Raw genomic sequence first — 23,540 nt, forward strand, 5'->3', positions numbered from 1 at the left:
TTTCATAATTGTTTACTCAGTTATGGAGCTTCACGCCGAAGCGCAGCGCGACGCCGAGGCCGATCGCCACCAGCGAGATGTTGATGAACGATAGCGCCGCCACCAGGTCGGTGGAGCCGGTGGCCCACAGCGACACCAGCATCGCGCCGATCACCTCCGTGCCCGGCGACAGCAGGTACACGCCGGTCGAATATTCGCGCTCGAAGATCAGGAACACCATCAGCCACGCGCCCAGCAGGCCGTACTTGATCAGCGGGACCGTGACGTCGCGCGTGACCTGGCCGCGCGAGGCGCCCACCGCGCGCGCCGCCTCTTCCAGCTCCGGCCCGACTTGCAGCAGCGCGGTCGAGATCAGGCGCATGCCGTAGGCCAGCCACACCACCGAATAGGCCAGCCACAAGGCGAAGATGGTCGAACGCACGGAGCGCAGCAGCGGTATCGCATGCTCGCTGAGCCACAGCGCCACGCCGTTGTCCATGCCCTTCAACATGCCGTCCATCCAGCTCGGCACGAACAGGAACACCCACAGGAACGACAGGCCGGCCAGCAGCCCAGGCACGGCGCGCGGCACCAGCACGCTGTAGTCGAGGAAGCGGGTGATGAAGTCCGGCTTGCGGTGCATCGCCAGCGCGATGGCGCAGTAGCAGATCACCGCCAGGCCGCCGCCGATCACGCCGATCAGCACCGTGTTGACGATGCCGCGGATCAGCGCCGGCTGTTCCAGGATTTCGCGGAAGTGCTGCAAGGTCAGCACGTCGCGCAGGTTGACACCCTCGCCCCAGTACTGGACGAATGAGCGCAGCACGATGCCCGACATCGGCATGATGATGGTGAACATCAGCCAGCCGAAGATCAGCGCGAACGCCAGCCACTTCCAGCGGCCCAGCGGCATCGCCTTGCTGCGCGCGCCCTTGCCCTTGATCGAGACGAACTTGTTGGCCGATTTGAGCAGATGGCGCTGCACCATCACCAGCGGCATCGTCACCATCACCAGGCAGACCGCGACGGCGGCCATCAGGTGGTACGACGGCGTACCGAGCTTGTTGGTCAGCTTGTACAGATAGGTGGCCAGCACCATGTGGCCCTCGGGATCGCCCAGCACCAGCACCAGGCCGAACACCTCGAAGCCGAGGAAGAACACCAGCACGGCGGCATACGCCAGCGCCGGCGTGATCATCGGCAGCGAGACGTTGAACATCACCTGCAACGGCGAGGCGCCGGCCACGCGCGCAGCCTCCTCCACGTCCGATCCCAGGCTTTTCAGCGCGGACGAGGCGTACAGGTAGACGTGCGGCACGTGGGTCAAACCGGCGATGATGACGATGCTGGTGAAGGAGTAGATATTCCACGGGATGAAGCCGAGGATCTCCTTGAACCACAGCGAGTAGAAGCCCACCGGCCCCATCGACACCACGTAGCCGAAGCCCATCACCATCGGCGAGACGAAGATCGGCACCAGCAGCAGCGGCGCGATGAAGCCCTTGCCCGGCAGGTCGGTGCGGATCATCAGGAACGCCAGCATGCCGCCCAGCGGCACCGCGATCACCGCCAGCCCGGCGGCCAGCCAGAAGGCGTTCTTGAAGGCGACCGCGAAGTCCGGGTCGTCGAAGATGAAGCGGTAGGCGTCGAAGCCGAATTCCTTGACCGGCATGAAGAAAGGCGCGTTCAGGAAGCTCTGATAAAAAATCAGGAGCAGCGGCAGGAAGATGGCGATGGCGGCCAGCGCCACCACCACGCCGCGCGGCCAGTTGATGCCGCGCCGACCCGTGCTGGGAAGTGTGAGCGTGTTCATGATTATTTCTTACCTGCGGTTTCTTTCCACTGCTTGAGGAAGGCCATGCGCTTGGCCGGTCCGAGGAACTGCAGCACCATCGGATGCACCGGCACCGGCTTGACGTTGTCCTTGCCGATCTGCTTGATCAACTCGGCCGAGGTGGTTTCGCCGGTCACATCCTGGCGGATCGCGAACAGCTTGGAGTCGTTGGCGATGATGGTCTGGCCGCGATGCGACAGCATGTAATCCATCCACAGCTTGGCGGCGTTGACGTTCTTGGCGGCCTTGTTGATGAAGATCACGCGCGACATGATCAGCGTGTAATCCTTCGGCAGCACCACGCCGATCGACGGGTCGGCCTTGGCGCGCACCAGCGCGTAGGAGCCCAGCACGTTGTAGCCGATCAGGTTCTCACCCGACGAGATGCGCTCCATCATGGTGCCGGTGGACGACTGCACCCGTACCTTGGCCACGCCGAAGGCGTTTTCCAGATCCACGAACTTCGGATTCTCGCGCGCATCCTGCGTCATGAACATGAAGCCGACGCCGGATTTCTCGATGTCATAGGTGGTGACCTTGTCCTTGAACTTCGGCTGCTGTATCAGCTTGGCGAAGTCGGCGTGATTCTGCGGCACTTCCTTGGCGTCGACCAGGCGCTTGTTGTAGACGATGGCGGCCGGCTCGAAGGTGGTGCCGTAAGCCTTGTCGTCCCACACCGCCCAGCCGGGGATCTTCGAGACCTCGACCGATTTGTACTGCAGCGCGTAACCGTCCGATGCCAGGCGCATTTGCAGGTCCATCGCCGACGACCACAGGGCGTCGGCGGTGTTGCCGCCGGCCGCCGCTTCGGAGATGAAGCGGTTGTACACCTCGGTGGAATTCATGTCGTTGTACTCGACCGTGATGCCCGGGTACAGCGCGTTGAAGTCCTTGATCAGCGGCTGGGTCGCCTTGCTGTCGGTGGCGCCGTAGATCACCAGCTTGCCCTCTTTCTTGGCGCCGTCGATGATCTTCTGGTAGTCGGCCGGATAGCCGGCGGGCACCTGCGCCATGGCGGCGCCGGCGAACAGGGAAGCGCATGCGGCGGCCAGAATCGTTTTCGAAATCATAGTAGTCTCCATTGGTTTGATCAGCGCACCAGTCCCATTTCGGCGGCGCGCTTGCCGTAGTCGTCCACGGCTTTTTTAACATAGGCCGCCAGCGCATCGCCGGTCAGCCCGAAGGGAAAGAGACCGGCGGCCGCGCGGGTCTGCGCGAACTCCGGGTTGGCCAGCACGCGGTCGAAAGCCGACACCCACTGGCGGTAATCCTGATCCGTCACATGAGGCCCCATCCACACGCCGCGGATGATCGGCCACACCACATCGATGCCCTGCTCGCGCGCGGTCGGCACGTTGGCCAGCACGCCCGGCAAACGCTGCTCCGACAGCACCGCCAGCACGCGGGTATTGCCGCTGGCGTAGAGCGTCGCCTCGCTGGCGTCGCCGGACACCACCTGCACGAAATTGGCGTGCATCGCGGTGAAGGCTTCGCCGCCGCCCTCCAGCGCCACGAAGCGCAGCCCTTTCGGATTCAGGCCGGCGGCCTTGAACACCATCGCCATCTTCAGCCAGTCCTGGCTGCCGATGGTGCCGGAGACGCCGATCAGCACCTTGGTCGGATTCGACTTCAGCGCCGCCATCAGGTCGGCCAGCGTCTTGTAGGGCGAGTCGGCGCGCACCGCGATCATGCCGTAGTCCGCGCCCAGCGCCGCCACCCAGCGCACATCGCTGGCCTTGGCCTTGCCGAACTTGCCCTGCGCCAGATTGAGCAGCGAGCCGCCGGAAAACGCCACCAGCGTGTTCGGTTCGGCGCGGCGCTGCGACACCAGCGAGTGCCAGGCCACCGCGCCGATGCCGCCCGGCAGATAGCTGATGTGCATATCCGACGGCGGCGGATTCGGCGTGGCGCGCAAGCCCGCCAATCCCTTCTGCGCCAGCTTGCAAGTCAGGTCCATCGCGCCGCCCGGCTTGGACGGTACGATGCACTCCAGCTCCGCGGCCCGCGCCGCGCCGCTCAACAGCAGCATCGCGAACAATGCCAGCAGGGTTTTCATCAGAAGCGGTGCTGCATGCCGACGGTGACGCCGCGCTGGCTGTCGCTGTTGCCGGCGTCGTCGCGCGACAGGCCGGTCAGCTGACCGTGCCTGGCCTTGGCGTAGGCGGCCGACACGTGCAGGTCGGTGCGCTTGGACAGCGCGTAGCGGTAGCGCGCCACGTACATGGTCGGATCGGCGTCCTTGCCGGCGGCGACGTTCTTGACGTTGACGTGGTAGATCGCGCCGGTCAGCGTGGTGACGGCGTCGGTCTTCCAGGCCAGGCCGAGCCAGGTGGTGGTGGCGTCGACATCGGTGGTCAGGGCCTTGCCGGCTTCCAGCTTGTAGTCGCGCATCACGGCCCACAGCTTGACCGGACCGGTTTCGTAGTTGGCGCCGATGTGCCAGACGGTGTTCTTGTCGCGGTTGCCGGTGGCGACCACGGTGTTGCCGTTGTTGCGCTCCCAGGTCGCCATCAGGTTGGCGTCGCCCAGCTTGTAGACGGTGGTGAAGCCCATCTTGGCGCTGTCGCGGTTGTTGCCGGCCTGCTCGCCGGCGCCGTAGTTGGCGCCGAACTTGAAGTCGCCGAAGCTGCCGGCGTACTTGATGATGTTGTCGTACTGGGTGGTGAAGCCGTATTTGCTCGGGCCCGTGGCCGGACCGGAGGTGGCCCACGAGTAGTAAGGCGCGAAGCCCATCGGGTCGAACGAGATCACGGTGTCGTACACGCTGGTGAACGAGCGGCCCATGACGATGCGGCCGTAGGAGCCTTCCAGACCGACGTAGGCCTGGCGCTTGAACAGCGCGCCGTCCTGGGCGCCGGTGTCCATCAGGATGCCGCCTTCCAGGCCGAACACCGCTTTCAGGCCGCCGCCCAGGTCTTCGCTGCCGCGCAGGCCCCAACGCGAGGTGTTCATGCCGCCGGAAATGACCTTGGTGGCGCTGCCGTTGTTGGGGGTTTGATGGTTGGCGTTTTCGACGCCGACGTCGAGCAGACCGTAGATCTGTACATTGGACTGGGCCTGGGCGGCGCCGGCGGCAGCGGCGGCCATAGCCAATACTGCGAGGTTGAACGCGGTCTTGTTCATGCTGTGTCTCCAGAAGGATGGTTTTTATATTTAGTATCTGATCTTTGCGATCAGGATGCCACTATAAAAGCTGCTTCCTTTCAATTGCCTTTCAATGTCTCCGGCGAGCCACATTTAGCGCGGGGGCTTCCCTTTTCGCGCCGGGCGGACCATGATGCTGCTTTCAAGGACCGGAAGTCATGCGCATACTGTTAGTAGAAGATCACACCGAACTGTCGCACTGGCTGTCGAAGGCCCTGCGCGACGCCCACCTGACGGTGGAATGCGTCGACAATGGCGCCGACGCCGACGCCCTGCTGCATACCCAGGACTACGCCCTGGTGATCCTCGACCTGACCTTGCCGCGCATGGATGGACTGGAAGTGCTCAAGCGCCTGCGCGCGCGCGGCGGCCCGCGCGGCCAGACGCCCGTGCTGATCCTGACCGCGCGCGGCGGCCTGGAAGACCGGGTACAGGGCCTCAACCTCGGCGCCGACGACTACCTGGCCAAGCCGTTCGAACTGGCCGAACTGGAGGCGCGCGTGAAAGCTTTGCTGCGCCGCAGCGTCGGCAACGAGGCGCTGGTGCACAGCTGCGGCGCGCTCAGTTTCGACACCGTCACCCGCATGTTCAGCTACGCCGGCGTCGCGCTGGCGCTGACGCCGCGCGAGCACGCGGTGCTGGAGACGCTGATCACCCGCGCCGGCCGGGTGGTCTCGAAGGAAAAGCTGTTCGACGAAGTGTTCGCGCTGGAGGACCACGCCAACCTCGATGCGATCGACCTGTACATCCACCGCGTGCGCAAGAAGCTCGACATCCCCGCCACCGACGCCGCCATCATCACCACGCTGCGCGGCATCGGCTACGTGCTGCAACCGCGCCCGGCGCCGGCCGCCTGACGCGCGCCGGGCCGGGAACGCATGCCGCTGCTGACCAACCTCGCCCGCCGCGTCGGCCCCGGCGCGCCGCTGGGCAGCCTGCGCGGCCAGCTGTTGCGCTGGTTGCTGGGGCCCTTGCTGGTGCTGGTCGCGCTCAATACCATCTCGGTCTACCGCAACGCGCTGGACGCCGCCGATGTCGCCTACGACCGCTCGCTGCTGGCGTCGACGCGCGCGCTGGCGGAGCGGGTGTCGGTGGTCGACGGCAAGGTGGTGGCGGACGTGCCCTACGTCGCGCTGGACAGCTTCGAGACCGACACGCTGGGCCGCATCTACTACAAGGTCACCGGCATCAAGGGCGAGACCGTGTCCGGCTACGGCGACCTGCCGCCGGTGCCGGCCAACGTGCCGCGTTCGGAGGCCTATCCGGCGCTGGTGCGCTTCTATCACGCCAATTACAACGGCCAGCCGGTGCGCATCGCCGCGCTGCTGCAGCCGGTCTATGACGACTCGATGCGCGGCATCGCGCTGATCCAGGTCGGCGAAACGCTGGAGGCGCGGCGCGGCCTGTCGAACCAGATCCTGTTCGACACGCTGATCTGGCAAGCCTTGCTGCTGGCTGCGGTGGCGCTGCTGGTGTGGTTCGCGGTGCGGCTGGTGCTGCAACCGCTGATGCGGCTGAAGATCGCGGTCGAGGCGCGCAGCCTGAACGACTCGTCCGACGTCGACCCGGAGCTGGTGCACAAGGAGGTGCGGCCGCTGGTGGCGGCGATGAACAGCTCGCGCGCGCGGCTGCACATCCTGATCACCAGCCAGCGCCGCTTCATCGCCGACGCCTCGCACCAGCTGCGCACGCCGCTGACGGTGCTCAAGACCCAGGCCGAACTGGCGCTGCGCGAATGCGACCGGCCGGGCGTCGACGCCGAAGCCGGCAAGGCGGCGCTGCGCGACATCGTGCGCAGCATCGCCGCCACCACCGATTCCACGGTCAACCTGGCCAACCGCCTGCTGACGCTGGCGCGCATCGAGCATGGCGGCAGCGCCGAAGCGGCGCACGGACCGGTGGCGCTGCGCGACATCGCGCGCCAGGTCGGGCTGGAGCTGGCGATGGTGGCGGTGGCGAAGAACATCGACCTGTCGCTGGAAGCCGAGCATCAGGGCATGGTCAACGGCCAGGCCTTGCTGCTGCACGAGATGATCGCCAACCTGATCGACAACGCGCTGCGCTACACGCCGCAAGGCGGCACGGTGGCGCTGCGGGTGCGCGAGGATGCGGACGGCGTGGTGCTGGAGGTGGAGGACAGCGGCCACGGCATCGTCGCGGCGGAGCGCGAGCGGGTGTTCGCCCCGTTCTACCGCGCCGCCTCGACGCTGGAGCGCAATCCGGGCGGCGCCGGCCTGGGCCTGGCGATCGTGCGCGACATCGCCACGCTGCACGGCGCCGGCATCGCGCTGGACGACGCCGGCGGCGGCCAGGGCCTCAAAGTCAGCGTCGCCTTTCCGCGCTTGGTAAAATAGCGCTCTCCGCGCACCGCCGCCGCACAAAGGAACAAGAATGATCACCAAAGAAGAAATGGTCGAGCTGTTTGCCGACATGGAAGCGAACGCCCCCTGGGACCTCAGCAAGCCGCTGCTGTGGGGTTACTTCTTCGCCGACAAATCCAAGACCAAGCTGGAACTGGCGCAACTGCTGTTCAAGACCAAGGGCTATCAGATCGTCGGCATCTACGACTCCAAGCCGGAGGCGGATTCGCCGGCGCTGTGGTGGCTGCACGTCGAAAAGGTCGAGCACCACACGGTCGACACACTGCACGCCCGCAACCAGGAGTTCTACCAGTTCGCCGAGGAACACCAGATCGAATCCTACGACGGCATGGACGTCGGCCCCGCCGACTAACATGGGGGTCAAGTCTGACATTCGGACACGGGCTCTACCGTAGCGCGCTACGGTAGAGCCCGTGTCCGAATGTCAGACTTGACCCCCATGCTACGACGCCCGCCTCGTCCACCAGCACGCTGCCGGCGTCGACCTTCAGCACCGAATCGCCGATCAACTCCTTGATCTCGCGCGCCGCGCCGGCCGAGCGCTGCGCCAGGTTGCGCACCTCCGACGCCACCACCGCGAAGCCGCGTCCCTGCTCGCCGGCGCGCGCCGCTTCGACAGCGGCGTTCAACGCCAGGATATTGGTCTGGAACGCGATGCCGTCGATGACGCCGATGATGTCGACGATCTTGCGCGAGCTGTCCTTGATCGACACCATCGTCTGCACCACCCGCCCCACCACCGCGCCGCCCTCGGTGGCGTAGCCGGACGCCGACCGCACCAGCTGGTTGGCGTGCCGCGCGCTGTCGGAATTCCGCGCCACGGTCGCGGTCAATTGCTCCATCGCCGACGCGGTCTGCTCCAGGCTGGACGCCTGCGCCTCGGTGCGCGCCGACAGGTCGAGGTTGCCGCTGGCGATTTCGCTGGACGCGGTGGCGATGGTCTCGGTGCTGTCGCGCACCCGGCGTATCGTCTGGCTCAGCGACGCGACGAAGCGGTTGAAGGCGTCGGCCAGCGCGCCGACCTCGTCCTCGCTCTCGACCGTCATCCGCCGACTCAGATCGCCGTTGCCGTCGGCGATCTCGCCCAGCATCTGCGCCGCGCGCGCCACCGGCGCGGCGATCGCCATGCTGACCAGATAGATGACGAACATGCCGATGCCGCCGCCGACCAGGCCGCCGATCAGCGCCGAGATCGTCACCGAGCGCTGAAGGCCGGCAGATCCTTGATGAAATGCTTGCCGTCGGCCAGCGCGGCGTCGCGGTGCACGATCAGCATGCCGTTCGGCCGCACCAGATACACGAAGCCGGAGGCGCCGACCTTGTAGCTGCGGATGGTGTCGGCCAGCTTGTTGACCGCCAACCCGAGACTGGCGACGCCGATCTTGCCGTCGCCGGCGTCGAAGCGGGTGTTGATGAAGACGTTGTAGGCGGTCGCGCCCGGCGCCTTGTCCAGCTTCAGCGAATACGCGGCGCCGCTGGCGGTGGCCTTGCGCATGCTGGCCGCGAAGGTTTCCCAGCCGGCCTCGCCGCTGTCGGGCAGGCCGGCCTGTTCCCAGTCCGGCAGGAAGGTGTTGGCGGCGACGGCGCGCGCCGCCGCCAGCGGTTCGCCGATCTGGCGCTGGATGTCGTTGCGGAGCTGGCCGACCTCCGCCGGCAACTCCTGGCTCACCACCCGCTCGCGGATGCCGTTGCCGGTCATGACCACGCTCAGCGTCGCCGACACCCGGCCAATCGAACAGGCTGTTTCGGGGCTTTCGCCATATCATTCAGCCAATATAGTCCCCAATTCAACGACCATGCTCTCGAAACTCTCGTTTCGCCAATTGCTGCTGGGCGTCTTCCTGCTGATCGCCGTCCTGCTGAGCGCCGCCTCGTTGCATGCCCTGTGGACGCTGGACCGGCTGGCCGCCCACAGCCGCGACAGCGGCCGCCACGCGCTGGCGCTGACCGAAAACACCCAGCAACTGGCCGAGCGCAGCGTCGCCATGACGCGCAGCGCGCGCCAATACCTGGTGCTGGACGACCCCGCCTTCCGCAAGCGCTACGCCGACTCCTGGCGCGAGGCGCGCGCCTCGCTCGACGCGGTGGCCGCCGCCCTGCCCAACACCCAGCCGCAGCTGTTCGAGCATTGGCGCCAGTCCGGCGAGCAAGCCTGGGACATCCTGCAGATGCCGACCCGCGCCCGCACCAGCGCGCGCCAGCAGGCGCTGGAAAAAGTGCTGGCGCCGCTGCCGGCGGTCAACGAGCAACTGGCCGAGGAGGCCAAGCAGGAGGTGGACCGCCGCAACAGCGAGCTGCTGGCCGAGCTGGACCAGCGGCGCGGCGTGCTGACGGCGCAGGTGATCGCCTCGATCGTGCTGGCGGCGGCGCTGGCCGGCGGCTTCGGCCTGTGGCTGTCGCGGCCGCTGGCGCAGATCGAGACCGCGATCGACCGCCTCGGCGAAAACCGCTACGACGACCAGATCGAGGTGCGCGGCCCGAGCGACCTGCAACGCGTGGGCCAGCAACTGAACTGGCTGCGCCAGCGCCTGTCCGACCTGGAGGCGGACAAGGCGCGCTTCCTGCGCCACATCTCGCACGAGCTGAAGACCCCGCTGGCCGCGCTGCGCGAAGGCGTGGCGCTGCTGGAGGACGGCGTGGCCGGCGCGCTGTCGCCGAACCAGCGCGAGATCGCCGGCATCCTGAACCAGAACACGGCGGCGCTGCAATCGCAGATCGAGGCGCTGCTGCGCTACAACGCCGCCACCTTCGACGCCCAGCACGTGCAGCGCCAGGCCGCCGACATGGAGGCCTTGCTGGCGCAATGCATCGATGGCCAGCGCCTGCAAACGCAGGCCGCCGGCCTGACGGTGGTGACCGAAGGCAAGGCGCGGCCGATCGCGGTCGACACCGACAAAATGGCGGTGGCGCTCGGCAACCTGCTGTCGAACGCGGTGCGCTTCAGCCCGCCCGGCGGCCTGATCTGTTTCCGGCTCGGCGAGTTGAACGGCTCGCTGCTGCTCGACTGCATCGACCAGGGACCGGGCGTGGCGCCGGACGACGCGGCGCGCATCTTCGAACCGTTCTACCAGGGCCAGCGCCAGCCGCCCGGCGCGCGCCGCGGCAACGGCATCGGCCTGTCCATCGTGCACGAATACGTGGCCGCGCACAGCGGCGTCCTGCAACTCATGCCCTCCGAACGAGGTGCGCGTTTCCGAATTGAATTGCCTTATGAAATATAACCCGCTGCCCCTGCTGCTGTGCCTGGCCCTGACCGCCTGCACGCTGAATTCGCCGATGCCGGCGCCGCCGCTGCCCGAGCCGACGCCGGCGCCGGTGGTCGAGGTGGAACCGCCGCCGCAACCGCCGCCGGACGAGGTCGGTCCGCTGCTGAGCTATCACCAATCGCTGCGCCGCATGAGCCAGGGCGAGATGCTGAAGGAGTTGAGCGGCCTGAGCCTGCAAAAGCGCAGCCCGCGCGTGGCGGTGCAGATGGGCATGGTGTTGATGCTGACGCGCGGCACCGGCGACCTGGCGCGCGCGCAGGCGCTGCTCGACAGCGTGGCGACCTCGGCCGATATCGACGCCTCGCCGTTCCGGCTGCTGGCGCAAGTGTTGTCCAGCAATTGCGCCGAGACGCGCCGCCTGGCCGAGCACGCCGACAAGCTGGCGGCGCAGCAAAAGGACAGCCAGCGCCGCATCGACCAGCTCAACGAGATGCTGGAAGGCCTGAAGACCATCGAACGCACGCTGCCGGGCCGCCCGGCGCCCGGCCCGCAGGCGGTGACCAAATGAGCACCGCCGCGCACCCACCCAACCAGGGCGCCCACCTGCTGGTGGTCGACGACGACGCCGACCTGCTGCGGCTGCTGTCGATGCGGCTCACCGCCAACGGCTACCGCGTGACGGCGGTCGGCAGCGCCGAGGCGGCGCTGGCGCGGTTGTCGATCGAGCTGCCGCGCCTGGTCATCAGCGACATCCGCCTGCCCGACCGCGACGGCATGGCGCTGTTCCAGGAAATCCGCCACAGCTATCCGGCGCTGCCGGTGATCCTGCTGACCGCGCACGGCACCATCCCCGACGCGGTCGAGGCCACCACGCTGGGCGCCTACGCCTACCTGACCAAGCCGTTCGACGCCAAGCTGCTGCTGGAGCGGGTGGCGCAGGCGCTGAGCCTGTCGGCGCCGGCCGCCGGCCCGGCCAGCGGCGACGACGCCTGGCGCTCCGGCCTGATCAGCCGCAGCCAGGTGATGGACGAGCTGCTGGCCGAAGCGCGGCTGGTGGCGGCGTCCGACGCCAGCATCCTGATCCGCGGCGAGAGCGGCACCGGCAAGGAGTTGCTGGCCAACGCCATCCACCGCGCCAGCCGCCGCGCCAAGGCGCCGTTCATCGCCGTCAACTGCGGCGCGATCCCGGAGGCCTTGCTGGAGTCCGAGCTGTTCGGCCACGTCAAGGGCGCCTACACCGGCGCGGTCGCCGCGCGCGAAGGCCTGGTGCAGGCGGCCGACGGCGGCACGCTGTTCCTCGACGAGATCGGCGACATGCCGCTGCTGTTGCAGGTCAAGCTGCTGCGCGTGTTGCAGGAGCGCGTGGTGCGCCAGCTCGGCTCCGACGCCGGCAAGCCGGTCGACGTGCGCGTCCTGTCGGCCACCCACCGCGATCTCGATGCCGCCATGCACGCCGGCCAGTTCCGCGAGGATTTGTATTACCGCCTCAACGTCATCACGCTGACCCTGCCGCCGCTGGCGGAGCGGCGCGAGGACATCGCGCTGATGGCGACCCAGTTCCTGCAATCGCTGGCGGCCAAGTACGACAAGACGGTGCGCGGCTACGCCCCCGGCGCGCTGGAGGCGCTGACCACGGCCGCCTGGCCGGGCAACGTGCGGCAGCTGTACAACGTGGTCGAACACGTGTGCGCGCTGGCGACCGCGCCGCTGGTGCCCTTGTCGCTGGTGCAGCGCGCCTTGCGCGTACCGTCGCTGGAGGTGCTCAGCTATACCGAGGCCAAGCAGCGTTTCGAGCGCAACTACCTGGTCCAGTTATTGAAACTCACCGACGGCAACGTGGCCGACGCCGCCCGCCTCGCCGAGCGCAACCGCACCGAGTTCTACCGGCTGCTGCAGAAATACGACCTGGACGCCAGCCTGTTCCGCAGCGATTCCGCCGTTGTCGCCAGCGAGCGACAGGACGATCCCCTTAAAAATCAATGACTTGGAAATCGGCGGCATAGGCTTGTCGCCATTTCCCGACAAATCCCGGGCAATATGGACGGGAATATCACGATGTTGCTGTTGCCCATTAGAAAAATAGAGTCAAGTCATTGAATTTTAACGATTTTTCAGAGCTGGCACGGGGTTTGCAAAGGAGAGGATACGTCCCAGACGTTTTACCTCAAACTTGAAAAAGGAAGCAAATCATGATGACTACCAAACTGATCGCCCGCCTGATGGTTGCCGCTACCCTGACCGCCGCTGCCGCTACCGGAACCGCTTTCGCTGCTGGTCAGCAAGAAGGTGCTATGGCCGGCGCCGCCAAGACCGGCACCGCGACCAACGATGAGGCCATCACCAGCAAGATCAAGGCATCACTGGCAGATCAAAAGCAAATCGGCGTGACCACCACTGAAGGCGTGGTTGTGCTGAGCGGTTCGGTTGCAAGCACCGACATCGGCACCAAGGCCATCCAGGTCGCCTCGGCCGTGCCGGGTGTGAAGGAAGTGAAAAGCGAACTGACCGTCGCTTCGAAGTAATCCGCAGTAACAGCTAGCAGAAAATACCCTTTCACCGGACGGTGTGCGTAGACGCCGTCCGGCTTTTTTTCGTCCAAAAATCAGCTCAGGTTTTCCAGGCGGATCTTGGTGACGTTGCCGCAGACCGTGGACAAGCCTTCCATCTTGGCGATGGCGGCGGTGACGTTCTTCTCCTGGGTCTGATGGGTCAGGAAGATGATGTCGGTGCGGGTCTCGCCCTCGGCCGGTTCCTTTTGCAGCATGGCGTCGATCGAGATCGTCGCGTCGGCCAGGATGCGGGTCAGGTCGGCTAGCACGCCCGGCTGGTCGCTGACGTTCATCCGCAGATAGTAGCTGGTGGTGATTTCCGACATCGGCAGGATCTCGATATTGGTCATCGCGTTCGGCTGGAACGCCAGGTGCGGCACGCGGTGTTCCGGATCGGCGGTGGCCAGGCGGGTGATGTCGACCAGGTCGGCGATCACCGCCGACGCGGTCGGCTCGGCGCCGGCGCCCTTGCCGTAGTACAGCGTGGCGCCGACGGCGTCGCCCTGCACCAGCACCGCGTTCATCGCGCCTTCGACGTTGGCGATCAGGCGCTTGGCCGGGATCAGCGTCGGGTGCACGCGCAGCTCCACGCCCTCCACGCCGTTGACCTTGGCGCGCTTGGCGATGCCCAGCAGCTTGATGCGGTAGCCCAGCTGCTCGGCGTAACGGATGTCGATCGCGTTCAGCTTGGAGATGCCCTCGACGTGCGCCTTGTCGAACTGCACCGGAATGCCAAAGGCGATCGCCGACATGATGGTGGCCTTGTGCGCCGCGTCCACGCCTTCGATGTCGAAGGTCGGGTCTGCTTCGGCGTAGCCCAGTTCCTGCGCCTGCTTCAGCACGGTGCCGAAGTCCAGCCCCTTGTCGCGCATCTCGGACAGGATGAAATTGGTGGTGCCGTTGATGATGCCGGCCAGCCAGTCGATGCGGTTGGCGGTCAGGCCTTCGCGCAGCGCCTTGATGATCGGGATGCCGCCGGCCACCGCCGCTTCGAACGCGACCATGACGCCCTGGTCCTGCGCGGCGGCGAAGATTTCGTTGCCGTGCACCGCCAGCAGCGCCTTGTTGGCGGTGACCACGTGCTTGCCGTTGGCGATCGCCTGCAGCACCAGCGCCTTGGCGTCGTCGTAGCCGCCGATCAGTTCGACCACGATGTCGATCTCGGGATCGTTGACGATGTCGAACGGGTCGGCCACGACCTTGACCTTGCCGCCGGTGCGCGCCTTGGCGCGCTCCAGGTTGCGCGCCGAGACGGCGACCACTTCGATGCCGCGCCCGGCGCGGCGGCGGATTTCTTCCTGATTGCGTTCCAGTACGTCGAACGTACCGCCGCCGACATTGCCGACGCCTAACAAGCCTACTTTGATGGGTTTCATATTATTCGTTTCTATTGATCTAAGGTTCGGCTGTGACCCGCTTAAAAGCTGGCGCCGTGGCGCTTGCGGTAGCCTTCCATGAATTTGGCGATGCGGCCAAAGGCTTCCGTCATATCGTCCGAGTTCGGCAGGAACACGACGCGGAAATGATCCGGCGCGATCCAGTTGAAGCCGCTGCCCTGGACGATCAGCACTTTCGTTTCGGCCAGCAATTCGTAAGCGAACTGCTGGTCATCCGCGATCGGATAGATCTTCGGATCAAGACGCGGGAACAGGTAGAGCGCCGCTTTCGGCTTGACACAAGTGACGCCCGGAATATCGGTCAGCAGCTTGTAGGCCAGGTCGCGTTGCTTCAACAAGCGCCCGCCCGGCCCGACCAGGTCTTGTATCGACTGGTAGCCGCCGAGCGCAGTCTGGATCGCAAACTGCCCCGGTGCGTTGGCGCACAAGCGCATCGAGGCCAGCATGTTGAGGCCCTCGATATAATCCTTGGCGTGGGATTTCTCGCCCGACACCACCATCCAGCCGGAGCGGTAGCCGCAGGCGCGGTAGTTCTTCGACAGGCCGTTGAAGGTGACGAACAGCACGTCGTCGGCCAGCGAGGCGATCGAGACGTGCTCGGCCTCGTCGTACAGCACCTTGTCGTAGATCTCGTCGGCGTAGATGATCAGCTGGTGCTCGCGCGCCAGCTCGATGATCTGCAACAGCAGCGACACCGGATACAGCGCGCCGGTCGGATTGTTCGGGTTGATGACGACGATGGCGCGGGTGTTGGCGTTGATCTTGCGCCGCATGTCGTCGATGTCCGGATACCACTCCTGCTGCTCGTCGCAGATGTAGTGCACCGGCTTGCCGCCCGACAGCGACACGGCGGCGGTCCACAGCGGATAGTCGGGCGCCGGCACCAGCACCTCGTCGCCGTTGTTGAGCAGCGCGTTCATCGACATCACGATCAGCTCGGAGGCGCCGTTGCCCAGGTAGACATCCTCGATGCCGACGCCGGCGATGTTCTTGCTCTGGGTGTAATGCACGATGGCCTTGCGCGGCGCGAACATGCCCTTGGAATCGGTGTAGCCGGCCGCGTTGGACAGGTTGATCTTCATATCCTGGACGATCTCGTCCGGCGGATCGAAGCCGAACACGGCCAAGTTGCCGATATTCAACTTCGTGATCTTGTGTCCTTCTTCCTCCATTTGCCGGGCTTTTTCCGGCACCGGGCCGCGGATCTCGTAACAGACTTCCGCCAATTTGTTCGATTTTTGAATCGGTCGCAAAATAAAATCCTGTCCAGGTGAGGCAAACCGCTGCGACCTGCCAAAACCACGGCGCCGGTCGATGCTGCAATGCGAAAAGAACCATTCTGCCGAAAGCCTCCCATTTAATCAACACCTGCCCGTCCGAAAGGCCTAAGTCCGGCCCGAAACCGCTACAATGGCGCTTCTTTCCGACCCACAGCGCGATTTCTCCCATGAAGCTCCACGCCAGCGACACCAAAAAATACCAGACCGTCACCGGTTACGACGAAACCGGCGTTGAAATCAACGCCCAGCGCTACAATTACAGCCTGATCGTCCTGCCCGAATCCGAGCCGCGCGCGTGGCACGCGCCGACCTTCGACAGCATCACGGCCGAACATTTCGACATCATCGGCGCCGACAGCCCGGACGTGGTCATCCTCGGCACCGGCGCCAGGCAGCGCTTCATCCATCCGCGCCTGACCGCCGCGCTGACCATGCGCCGCATCGGCGTCGAATGCATGGACAGCCAGGCCGCCTGCCGCACCTACAACATCCTGATGGGTGAAGGCCGCAAGGTGACGTTGGCGCTGGTGATCGACCACGGCGAGACCAAGCCGGCCTGATGAACGACCTGTACAACTCCAAAAAACTGGTCTGGTCGCTGCTCGCGGCCTTCGTCATCGTCACTTTCTACATGCTCGGCATGCGCACCCTGGTGCCGCCCGACGAGGGCCGCTACGCCGAAATGGCGCGCGAGATGCTCAGTCACGGCGACTGGATCACCACCCGCCTGAACGGCATCAAATACTTCGAGAAACCACCGCTGCAGACCTGGATGAACGCCGCCACCTTCGCCGTGTTCGGCCTGGGCGAATGGCAGGCGCGGCTCTGGACCGGGCTGTGCGGCATGGGCGCGGTGCTGCTGAGCGGCTACACCGCGCAGCGCCTGTTCGGCGCGCGCGCCGGCTTCTACGCCGCGCTGGTGCTGGGCTCCAGCGTGTTCTGGGTCGCCGGCAGCCAGATCAATTCGCTGGACATGAGCTTGTCGACGATGATGGCGATCTCGCTGTGCGCGCTGTTGCTGGCGCAGCGCGACGCCGCCACGCCGGCCGAGAACCGCAACTGGATGCTGCTGTGCTGGGCCGGCATGGCGCTGGCGGTGCTGGCCAAGGGCCTGATCGGCGTGGTGCTGCCCGGCGCGGTGCTGGTGCTGTACTCGGCGCTGGGACGCGACCTCGGCATCTGGAAGCGGCTGCATCTGGGCAAGGGCTTGCTGCTGCTGTTCGCCCTGGCCACGCCGTGGTTCGTGCTGGTGGCGCTGAAGAATCCGGAACAGCCGCACTTCTTCTTCATCCACGAACACTGGGAGCGTTTCTTCCTCAAGCAGCACCACCGCGAAGGCCCGTGGTACTACTTCCTGCTGATGCTGATTCCGGGCCTGATGCCGTGGCTGGGCCTGCTGCCGCAGGCGCTGCTGCACGGCGCCCGCCGCGAAGCCGCGCGCTTCCAGCCCAAGCTGCTGCTGCTGATCTGGTCGGTGTTCATCCTGTTCTTCTTCAGCGCTTCCAGCTCCAAGCTGCCCGGCTACATCCTGCCGATCTTCCCGGCGCTGGCGATGCTGATCGCGGTCCAGCTGGAACACGCGTCGCGGCCGCAACGCATGATCGCCGCCGCCTTGATGCTGCTGGCCGGCCTGGCCGGGCTGGCGGCGCTGCCGCAACTGGGCCTGGAGGGCGAACGCTATCCGGGCGAAGGCATGCTGCTGGTCGCGGCCCAGCCGTGGGCGCTGGCGGCCGCCATCGTCGCCGCCGTCGCCGGCGCCATGGCGATGCTGCACGTGCGCCAGATGCGCCGCGACCTCGGCGTGCTGACCTTGGCCATCGCCGGCTTCGCCGCCACCCAGCTGATCCTGGCCGGCCTCGAACCGTTCGGCGATATGCGCGCCGGCAAGGACATGGTGGCGAAAATCCAGCCCCTGCTCAAGCCCGACACCAGGATCTATTCCGTCGAAACGTACGAGCAGTCGATGACCTTCTACCTGGCGCGCACCGCGACCCTGGTCGATTACGGCGACGAACTCACGTTCGGCCTGCAACAGCAGCCGGAATTGTGGATCCCGACGCTGGACGGCTTCAGCGCGCGCTGGGGCGCCCATACCGCCGCCGGCGAGCGAGCCGTGGCCATCGTCAGCCTCCGCGCCTTCGCCAAACTGCGCGACCGGCAGCTGACCATGCGCGTGGTGGCGCAGGACACCCGCCGCATCGTTATTACCAATCTGTAATGAACAAAAACATACAATGAATATCGCCACTTTCAGTTTCATCGTGTTCGGCGTACTGCTCAACGCGATCGCGCAATTGCTGCTCAAGGCGGGCGCGCGCAACGTCGGCGAAATCCATCTGACGCTGCAGAACTTCTTCGCGGTCGGCATCAAGGTTGCAAGCCAGTGGCCCATTATCGGCGGGCTTACTTGCTATGTGCTATCGGTGGTGCTGTGGATTATCGCGTTGTCGCGGGTCGATGTGTCGATCGCCTATCCGATGCTGTCGCTCGGTTATGTGGTGACCGCCATAGGGGCCTGGTATCTGTTCGGCGAGGCCTTGTCGGCGCAGCGCCTGATGGCGATCGTCGTGATCCTGATTGGTGTCGCATGGCTGGCGCGCACTTGATGAACAAACTAGAATGCGGTTATAGAAACTCGAAAGCACACCCCCTATGACCGCAGCCCCGCCCTTCCTTCCTTTTTCCAAGCCTAGCATCGACGAAGCGACCATCGCCGCCGTCGGCGAGGTGCTGCGCTCGGGCTGGATCACCAGCGGGCCGAAGGTGCAGGCGTTTGAAGCGCAAATGTCGGACTACTTCGGCGGCCGTCCGGTGCGCACCTTCAACTCCGGCACCTGCACCATGGAGATCGCGTTGCGCATCGCCGGCATCGGTCCCGGCGACGAAGTCATCACCACGCCGGTGTCGTGGGTCGCCACCGCCAACGTCATCATCGAAGTGGGCGCCACGCCGGTGTTCGCCGATATCGATCCGCTGACCCGCAACCTCGACCTCGACCAGGTGGAAGCCGCGATCACGCCGCGCACCAAGGCCATCATTCCGGTCTACCTGTCCGGCCTGCCGCTGGACATGGACCGGCTGTACGCCATCGCCCGCAAGCACAATCTGCGCGTGGTCGAGGACGCGGCGCAGGCCTTCGGCTCGGAATGGAAGGGCCAGCGTATCGGCGCCTTCGGCGACTTCGTCTCGTTCAGCTTCCAGGCCAACAAGAACATCACCACCGGCGAAGGCGGCGCGCTGGTGCTGAACAACCTGGAGGAAGCCAGGCTGGCGGAGAAGTACCGCCTGCAGGGCGTCACCCGCAGCGGCGTCGACGGCATCGACGTCGACGTCCTCGGCGGCAAATACAATATGAGCGACATCATGGCGGCCATCGGCCTGGGCCAGTTCGCCAACATCGACAACATCACCGCGCACCGCCGCGCGCTGGCGCGCCGCTACTACGAGGCCTTCGGCGCCGGGTTCGAGGCGCTGTCGGGCGCGCAGCTGCCGCTGCAAGCCTTCGACAGCAGCAACTACCACCTGTTCCAGATCATCCTGCCCGACAACGGTCCGGGCACCCGCGCCGAGTTCATGCGCGCCATGCAGGAACGCTTCAACATCGGCACCGGCTACCACTACGCGCCGATCCACCTGTTCACCATGTACCGCGAGCGCGGCTTCAAGGAGGGCATGTTCCCGGTCGCGGAAAAGGTCGGCCGCCTGACCGTCACCCTGCCGATGTTCTACGCCATGACCCTGGCCGACGTCGACCGCGCGGTCGCCGCCGTCAAAGCGCTGCTGATCAAATGAACGCCGCGCTCCCCAAGCCGGCGATCTCGGTCGTCATCCCGATCTACAACGAGCAGGCCGGCCTGGCCGCGCTGTTCGCGCGCCTGTATCCGGCGCTGGACCGGCTGGGCGAGCGCTACGAGATCGTGTTCGTCAACGACGGCAGCCGCGACCAGTCGGTGTCCATCCTGGCCGAGCAGTTCCGCGCCCGGCCCGACGTGACGCGGGTGGTGCTGTTCAACGGCAACTACGGCCAGCACATGGCGATCCTGGCCGGCTTCGAAGCGGCGCGCGGCGAGATCATGGTCACGCTCGACGCCGACCTGCAGAATCCGCCGGAGGAAATCGGCAAGCTGATCGCCAAGATGCGCGAGGGCTACGACTACGTCGGCTCGATCCGCCGCAAGCGCTGCGATTCGGCGTGGCGCACCTACGCCTCGAAAGCGATGAACCGGCTGCGCGAGCGCATCACCAACATCAAGATCACCGACCAGGGCAATATGCTGCGCGCCTACGGCCGCAACGTGGTCGACCTGATGAACCAGTGCCGCGAGGTCAACACCTTCGTGCCGGCGCTGGCCTACCGCTTCGCGCGCAAGCCGACCGAGATCGTGGTCGAGCACGAGGAGCGCGCGGCCGGCGAATCGAAGTATTCGCTGTACAGCCTGATTCGTTTGAACTTCGACCTGATCACCGGCTTCTCGCTGGTGCCGCTGCAAATGTTCTCCATGCTGGGCATGATGTTGTCGCTGGTGTCGGCGGCGCTGGTGGTGGGCTTGCTGGTGCGGCGCCTGTTCCTTGGCGCCGAGGCGGACGGCGTGTTCACGCTGTTCGCGATCGCCTTCTTTCTGATGGGCGTGATCTTGTTCGGCATCGGCCTGCTGGGCGAGTACATCGGCCGCATCTTCCAGCAGGTGCGCGCAAGGCCGCGCTATGTGGTGCAGGCCGTGCTGGAACAACAACCGTGCCTGTCGGTCGTGGCGCCCATCGGCGTCGAAAAACGTTTAGTGAGCCGTATCGATGAATGAAACAAGCCTGACCGATCTGGATCCCGCCAAGCGCGCGGTGGTGTTCGCCTATCACAACGTCGGCGTGCGCTGCCTGAAAGTGCTGCTGGCCGGCGGCGTCGATGTCGCGCTGGTGGTCACGCACGAGGACAGCGCCGACGAGAACATCTGGTTCGAATCGGTGATCTCGTTATGCCGGGCCGAGGGCATTCCATACATCACCCCGGCCGACGCGCGCGCGCCGGAATTGCTGCGCCAGGTGAGCGACGCCAGGCCCGACCTGATGTTCAGCTTTTACTACCGCCATATGCTGCCGGCCGACCTGCTGGCGGTGGCGCCGGCCTACAATATGCACGGCTCGCTGCTGCCGGAGTTCCGCGGCCGCGCGCCGGTCAACTGGGCGGTGCTGCACGGCGCGTCGGTCACCGGCGCGTCGCTGCACGAGATGACGGTCAAGCCGGACGCCGGCGCCATCGTGTCGCAGATGGAGGTGCCGATCCTGCCGGACGACACCGCGTTCGAAGTGTTCGGCAAGGTCACGGTGGCGGCCGAGCAGGCGCTGTGGCGCGTGCTGCCGTCGCTGCTGGCGGGGACCGCGCCGCGCCTGCACAACGACCTGAGCAAGGGCGGCTACTTCGGCGGCCGCAAGCCGGAGGACGGCCGCATCGACTGGAGCCGGCCGGCGCAGCAGGTCTACAATCTGCACCGCGCGGTCGCGCCACCCTACCCCGGCGCCTTCACCGAAGTCGGCGGCGTGCGTTACGTGATCCAGCGCGCGCGCTTGCCGGGCCAGGGCAATCTGGTCGCCCTGAGCCTGCCGCAGGGACTGGCGGTGCTGGACGGCGCCATCGTCGGCGTCTGCGGCGACGGCCGCATGCTGACCATCGCCGCGCTGAGCGCCGACGGCGCGCCGGTGACGGCGGCGCAACTGCAAGCCCACCTTGAAGGAGCACGCGCATGAAAAAAGTCCTGATCCTCGGCGTCAACGGCTTCATCGGCCATCATTTGTCGAAGCGCATCCTGGCGACCACCGACTGGCACGTCTATGGCATGGACATGAGCACCGACCGTATTTCGGACATGCTCGACCATCCGCGCATGCACTTCTTCGAAGGCGACATCACCATCAACAAGGAGTGGGTCGAGTACCACGTCAAGAAATGCGACGTGATCCTGCCGCTGGTGGCGATCGCCACCCCGTCCACCTACGTCAAGGCGCCGCTGCGCGTGTTCGAGCTGGACTTCGAGGCCAACCTGCCGATCGTCCGCTCCGCCGCCAAGTACGGCAAGCATTTGGTGTTCCCGTCGACCTCGGAAGTGTACGGCATGTGCCACGACGAGGAATTCGATCCGGAGAACTCGGAACTGATCTGCGGCCCGATCAACAAGCCGCGCTGGATCTACGCCAACGCCAAGCAGCTGATGGACCGCGTGATCTGGGGCTACGGCATGGAAGGCCTGAACTTCACGCTGTTCCGCCCGTTCAACTGGATCGGCGCCGGCCTCGATTCGATCCACACGCCGAAGGAAGGGTCGTCGCGCGTGGTGACCCAGTTCTTCGGCCACATCGTGCGCGGCGAGAACATCTCGCTGGTCGACGGCGGCGCGCAGAAGCGCGCCTTCACCGACATCGACGACGGCATCGACGCGCTGGTGAAGATCATCGCCAACCAGGACGGCGCCGCCAGCGGCAAGATCTACAACATCGGCAACCCGGTCAACAACTACTCGATCCGCGAGCTGGCGGCGATGATGCTGGAGCTGGCCGCCGACTATCCCGAATACGCCGGCAGCGCCAGGCAGGTCAAGATCGTCGAGACCACCTCGGGCGCCTACTACGGCGCCGGCTACCAGGACGTGCAGAACCGGGTGCCGAAAATCACCAACACCTGCGCCGAACTCGATTGGGCGCCGACCACCGGCATGGCCGACGCGCTGAAGAAAATCTTCGACGCCTACCGCGGCCAGGTCGGCGCCGCCCAAGCATTGATGGACTGAATTTGACCACGACCACCTCCCCCGCGCCGCTGATGGTGCTGAAGATCGACATCGACACCTATCGCGGCACCCGCGAAGGCACGTTGAACCTGGTGCGCATGCTCAAGGCGCACCAAGCCGGCGCCACCTTCCTGTTCTCGCTCGGCCCCGACCACACCGGCTGGGCGCTGCGCCGCGCGCTGCGGCCCGGCTTCTTCAGCAAGGTCTCGCGCACCTCGGTGGTCGAGCACTACGGCCTCAAGACGCTGATGTACGGCACGCTGCTGCCCGCCCCCGACATCGGCAAGGACTGCGCCGACCAGATGCGCCAGGTGCGCGACGCCGGCTTCGAGTGCGGCATTCACACCTGGGACCACGTGCTGTGGCAGGACAACGTCGCCCAGCGCGACGGCGCCTGGTCGACCGGCATGATGCTCAAGGCCGAGGCCCGCTACACGCAGGTGTTCGGCGTCGCGCCGCGCACCCACGGCGCCGCCGGCTGGCAGATGAACGACGCCGCCTTCGCCCGGCACGACGCGGCCGGCTACGCCTACGCCTCGGACGGCCGCTGCGTGCTCAACGAGGACGGCACGCTGGCCAATCCGGCCGACGGTCCGCACCGCCTGGCCGATGGCGCGCACGTGCTGAAGCATATCCAGTTGCCCACCACCCTCCCTACTTTGGACGAATTGCTCGGGCGCGAAATCGACGGCACTATCGTCACCACCGCCAATATCGCCGCCTTCCTGCTCAAGCTGACCGAGGGCGCGGGCCGCGACCACGTGTATACTTTGCACGCGGAACTTGAAGGTCAGAAACTCGCCCCCATATTCGAGCAGTTATTGGCGGGGTGGCGCGCCCAGGGTTACCAACTGGCGTCCATGGCCGACTACCATCAGAAGGTGCAGCACCTCGCCTTGCCGGTCTGCCCGATCACCTGGGGCGAACTGCCGGGACGTTCGGGCCGGCTGGTGGTGCAAGGCGCCGCCCGATCTTAATGCGTACCACTCAGGAG

Annotated in this window: 21 protein-coding genes and 1 pseudogene; 15 read left to right on the forward strand and 7 right to left on the reverse strand. The window is 65.9% G+C overall.

Features of this window, described 5'->3' with window-relative positions:
- Nucleotides 1-16: 16 nt before the first annotated feature.
- From GW587_RS07435 to GW587_RS07450, 4 genes are read right to left on the reverse strand one after another with little or no spacing between them, the layout of a single operon-like run.
- Complete coding sequence (locus tag GW587_RS07435) at nt 17-1,792, reverse strand: ABC transporter permease (RefSeq protein ID WP_166100587.1); 1,776 nt, start codon at nt 1,790-1,792, stop codon at nt 17-19.
- 2 nt (nt 1,793-1,794) lie between these two features.
- A complete protein-coding gene (locus tag GW587_RS07440; RefSeq protein ID WP_166100590.1) occupies nt 1,795-2,883 on the reverse strand; it encodes an ABC transporter substrate-binding protein in 1,089 nt (362 codons plus the stop codon).
- Between the two features lie 20 nt (nt 2,884-2,903).
- Nucleotides 2,904-3,869 (reverse strand): tripartite tricarboxylate transporter substrate binding protein, encoded by a 966-nt coding sequence (locus tag GW587_RS07445; protein WP_207393387.1) that lies wholly within the window; start codon nt 3,867-3,869, stop codon nt 2,904-2,906.
- Nucleotides 3,869-4,936 carry a porin gene (locus GW587_RS07450; protein ID WP_166100592.1) on the reverse strand — a complete coding sequence of 356 codons (1,068 nt, stop codon included), beginning with the start codon at nt 4,934-4,936 and terminating at the stop codon, nt 3,869-3,871. Before GW587_RS07450 ends, GW587_RS07445 begins: the two co-directional genes overlap by 1 nt.
- A gap of 179 nt (nt 4,937-5,115) precedes the next feature.
- Here GW587_RS07450 and GW587_RS07455 point away from each other — a divergent pair, with 179 nt between their 5' ends.
- Genes GW587_RS07455 through GW587_RS07465 form a run of 3 tightly spaced genes read left to right on the forward strand, consistent with a single transcriptional unit; the run spans nt 5,116 to nt 7,690 of the window.
- Nucleotides 5,116-5,814 carry a response regulator gene (locus tag GW587_RS07455; protein ID WP_166100593.1) on the forward strand — a complete coding sequence of 233 codons (699 nt, stop codon included), beginning with the start codon at nt 5,116-5,118 and terminating at the stop codon, nt 5,812-5,814.
- Between the two features lie 21 nt (nt 5,815-5,835).
- Nucleotides 5,836-7,311: a sensor histidine kinase gene (locus GW587_RS07460; protein WP_166100595.1), complete on the forward strand. Its 1,476-nt coding sequence runs from the start codon at nt 5,836-5,838 to the stop codon at nt 7,309-7,311.
- A gap of 37 nt (nt 7,312-7,348) precedes the next feature.
- The gene (locus GW587_RS07465) at nt 7,349-7,690 is read left to right on the forward strand and encodes a ribonuclease E inhibitor RraB (RefSeq protein WP_166100597.1); all 342 of its coding nucleotides are present in this window, start codon (nt 7,349-7,351) and stop codon (nt 7,688-7,690) included.
- 91 nt (nt 7,691-7,781) lie between these two features.
- Here GW587_RS07465 and GW587_RS31730 read toward each other — a convergent pair.
- Nucleotides 7,782-9,037 (reverse strand): annotated as a pseudogene (locus tag GW587_RS31730) (methyl-accepting chemotaxis protein); the annotation flags it as partial.
- A 97-nt stretch (nt 9,038-9,134) separates the two neighbouring features.
- On the opposite strand from GW587_RS31730, the gene GW587_RS07475 reads away from it, so the two are divergent.
- From GW587_RS07475 to GW587_RS07490, 4 genes are all read left to right on the forward strand, one after another.
- Nucleotides 9,135-10,559, forward strand: coding sequence for a sensor histidine kinase (locus GW587_RS07475; RefSeq protein WP_166100598.1), 1,425 nt, complete (start codon nt 9,135-9,137; stop codon nt 10,557-10,559).
- Nucleotides 10,549-11,112 (forward strand): hypothetical protein, encoded by a 564-nt coding sequence (locus GW587_RS07480; RefSeq protein WP_166100600.1) that lies wholly within the window; start codon nt 10,549-10,551, stop codon nt 11,110-11,112. Before GW587_RS07475 ends, GW587_RS07480 begins: the two co-directional genes overlap by 11 nt.
- Nucleotides 11,109-12,527: a sigma 54-interacting transcriptional regulator gene (locus tag GW587_RS07485; RefSeq protein ID WP_166100602.1), complete on the forward strand. Its 1,419-nt coding sequence runs from the start codon at nt 11,109-11,111 to the stop codon at nt 12,525-12,527. The genes GW587_RS07480 and GW587_RS07485 overlap by 4 nt, the downstream gene beginning before the upstream one ends.
- Nucleotides 12,528-12,733: 206 nt before the next feature.
- A complete protein-coding gene (locus tag GW587_RS07490; RefSeq protein ID WP_166100603.1) occupies nt 12,734-13,066 on the forward strand; it encodes a BON domain-containing protein in 333 nt (110 codons plus the stop codon).
- 80 nt (nt 13,067-13,146) lie between these two features.
- Here GW587_RS07490 and GW587_RS07495 read toward each other — a convergent pair whose 3' ends face one another.
- Together GW587_RS07495 and GW587_RS07500 are read right to left on the reverse strand one after the other, a co-directional pair.
- Nucleotides 13,147-14,469 (reverse strand): homoserine dehydrogenase, encoded by a 1,323-nt coding sequence (locus GW587_RS07495; protein ID WP_166100605.1) that lies wholly within the window; start codon nt 14,467-14,469, stop codon nt 13,147-13,149.
- Nucleotides 14,470-14,510: 41 nt separating this feature from the next.
- Nucleotides 14,511-15,743, reverse strand: a complete 1,233-nt coding sequence (locus GW587_RS07500) for a pyridoxal phosphate-dependent aminotransferase (protein ID WP_166100607.1) — start codon at nt 15,741-15,743, stop codon at nt 14,511-14,513.
- Between the two features lie 194 nt (nt 15,744-15,937).
- On the opposite strand from GW587_RS07500, the gene GW587_RS07505 reads away from it, so the two are divergent.
- The 8 genes from GW587_RS07505 to GW587_RS07540 are packed head-to-tail and all read left to right on the forward strand — an operon-like array spanning nt 15,938 to nt 23,523.
- Nucleotides 15,938-16,330 (forward strand): Mth938-like domain-containing protein, encoded by a 393-nt coding sequence (locus tag GW587_RS07505; RefSeq protein WP_166100609.1) that lies wholly within the window; start codon nt 15,938-15,940, stop codon nt 16,328-16,330.
- On the forward strand, nt 16,330-17,988 hold the full coding sequence (locus GW587_RS07510) for a glycosyltransferase family 39 protein (RefSeq protein ID WP_166100610.1): 1,659 nt from the start codon (nt 16,330-16,332) through the stop codon (nt 17,986-17,988). The genes GW587_RS07505 and GW587_RS07510 overlap by 1 nt, the downstream gene beginning before the upstream one ends.
- A gap of 16 nt (nt 17,989-18,004) precedes the next feature.
- Entirely contained in the window at nt 18,005-18,376 is a 372-nt protein-coding gene (locus GW587_RS07515) for an SMR family transporter (protein WP_166100612.1), read from the forward strand.
- A 46-nt stretch (nt 18,377-18,422) separates the two neighbouring features.
- Nucleotides 18,423-19,562, forward strand: a complete 1,140-nt coding sequence (locus tag GW587_RS07520) for a DegT/DnrJ/EryC1/StrS family aminotransferase (protein WP_166100613.1) — start codon at nt 18,423-18,425, stop codon at nt 19,560-19,562.
- Nucleotides 19,559-20,569 carry a glycosyltransferase gene (locus tag GW587_RS07525; RefSeq protein ID WP_166100615.1) on the forward strand — a complete coding sequence of 337 codons (1,011 nt, stop codon included), beginning with the start codon at nt 19,559-19,561 and terminating at the stop codon, nt 20,567-20,569. Before GW587_RS07520 ends, GW587_RS07525 begins: the two co-directional genes overlap by 4 nt.
- The gene (locus GW587_RS07530) at nt 20,562-21,509 is read left to right on the forward strand and encodes a formyltransferase (protein WP_166100617.1); all 948 of its coding nucleotides are present in this window, start codon (nt 20,562-20,564) and stop codon (nt 21,507-21,509) included. The genes GW587_RS07525 and GW587_RS07530 overlap by 8 nt, the downstream gene beginning before the upstream one ends.
- The gene (locus GW587_RS07535) at nt 21,506-22,546 is read left to right on the forward strand and encodes a bifunctional UDP-4-keto-pentose/UDP-xylose synthase (RefSeq protein WP_166100618.1); all 1,041 of its coding nucleotides are present in this window, start codon (nt 21,506-21,508) and stop codon (nt 22,544-22,546) included. Before GW587_RS07530 ends, GW587_RS07535 begins: the two co-directional genes overlap by 4 nt.
- Before the next feature lie 32 nt (nt 22,547-22,578).
- Complete coding sequence (locus tag GW587_RS07540; protein ID WP_166101561.1) at nt 22,579-23,523, forward strand: polysaccharide deacetylase family protein; 945 nt, start codon at nt 22,579-22,581, stop codon at nt 23,521-23,523.
- Nucleotides 23,524-23,540 lie beyond the last annotated feature (17 nt).

The sequence above is a fragment of the Duganella aceris genome (assembly GCF_011090165.1).
Classification (GTDB): Bacteria; Pseudomonadota; Gammaproteobacteria; order Burkholderiales; family Burkholderiaceae_D; genus Rugamonas; species Rugamonas aceris.

Coding starts and splice junctions, on each gene's coding strand:
- GW587_RS07435 (WP_166100587.1), bottom strand. CDS start 1,792: ATGAACACGCTCACACTTCCCAGCACGGGTCGGCGCGGCATCAACTGG.
- GW587_RS07440 (WP_166100590.1), bottom strand. CDS start 2,883: ATGATTTCGAAAACGATTCTGGCCGCCGCATGCGCTTCCCTGTTCGCC.
- GW587_RS07445 (WP_207393387.1), bottom strand. CDS start 3,869: ATGAAAACCCTGCTGGCATTGTTCGCGATGCTGCTGTTGAGCGGCGCG.
- GW587_RS07450 (WP_166100592.1), bottom strand. CDS start 4,936: ATGAACAAGACCGCGTTCAACCTCGCAGTATTGGCTATGGCCGCCGCT.
- GW587_RS07455 (WP_166100593.1), top strand. CDS start 5,116: ATGCGCATACTGTTAGTAGAAGATCACACCGAACTGTCGCACTGGCTG.
- GW587_RS07460 (WP_166100595.1), top strand. CDS start 5,836: ATGCCGCTGCTGACCAACCTCGCCCGCCGCGTCGGCCCCGGCGCGCCG.
- GW587_RS07465 (WP_166100597.1), top strand. CDS start 7,349: ATGATCACCAAAGAAGAAATGGTCGAGCTGTTTGCCGACATGGAAGCG.
- GW587_RS07475 (WP_166100598.1), top strand. CDS start 9,135: ATGCTCTCGAAACTCTCGTTTCGCCAATTGCTGCTGGGCGTCTTCCTG.
- GW587_RS07480 (WP_166100600.1), top strand. CDS start 10,549: ATGAAATATAACCCGCTGCCCCTGCTGCTGTGCCTGGCCCTGACCGCC.
- GW587_RS07485 (WP_166100602.1), top strand. CDS start 11,109: ATGAGCACCGCCGCGCACCCACCCAACCAGGGCGCCCACCTGCTGGTG.
- GW587_RS07490 (WP_166100603.1), top strand. CDS start 12,734: ATGATGACTACCAAACTGATCGCCCGCCTGATGGTTGCCGCTACCCTG.
- GW587_RS07495 (WP_166100605.1), bottom strand. CDS start 14,469: ATGAAACCCATCAAAGTAGGCTTGTTAGGCGTCGGCAATGTCGGCGGC.
- GW587_RS07505 (WP_166100609.1), top strand. CDS start 15,938: ATGAAGCTCCACGCCAGCGACACCAAAAAATACCAGACCGTCACCGGT.
- GW587_RS07510 (WP_166100610.1), top strand. CDS start 16,330: ATGAACGACCTGTACAACTCCAAAAAACTGGTCTGGTCGCTGCTCGCG.
- GW587_RS07515 (WP_166100612.1), top strand. CDS start 18,005: ATGAATATCGCCACTTTCAGTTTCATCGTGTTCGGCGTACTGCTCAAC.
- GW587_RS07520 (WP_166100613.1), top strand. CDS start 18,423: ATGACCGCAGCCCCGCCCTTCCTTCCTTTTTCCAAGCCTAGCATCGAC.
- GW587_RS07525 (WP_166100615.1), top strand. CDS start 19,559: ATGAACGCCGCGCTCCCCAAGCCGGCGATCTCGGTCGTCATCCCGATC.
- GW587_RS07530 (WP_166100617.1), top strand. CDS start 20,562: ATGAATGAAACAAGCCTGACCGATCTGGATCCCGCCAAGCGCGCGGTG.
- GW587_RS07535 (WP_166100618.1), top strand. CDS start 21,506: ATGAAAAAAGTCCTGATCCTCGGCGTCAACGGCTTCATCGGCCATCAT.
- GW587_RS07540 (WP_166101561.1), top strand. CDS start 22,579: ATGGTGCTGAAGATCGACATCGACACCTATCGCGGCACCCGCGAAGGC.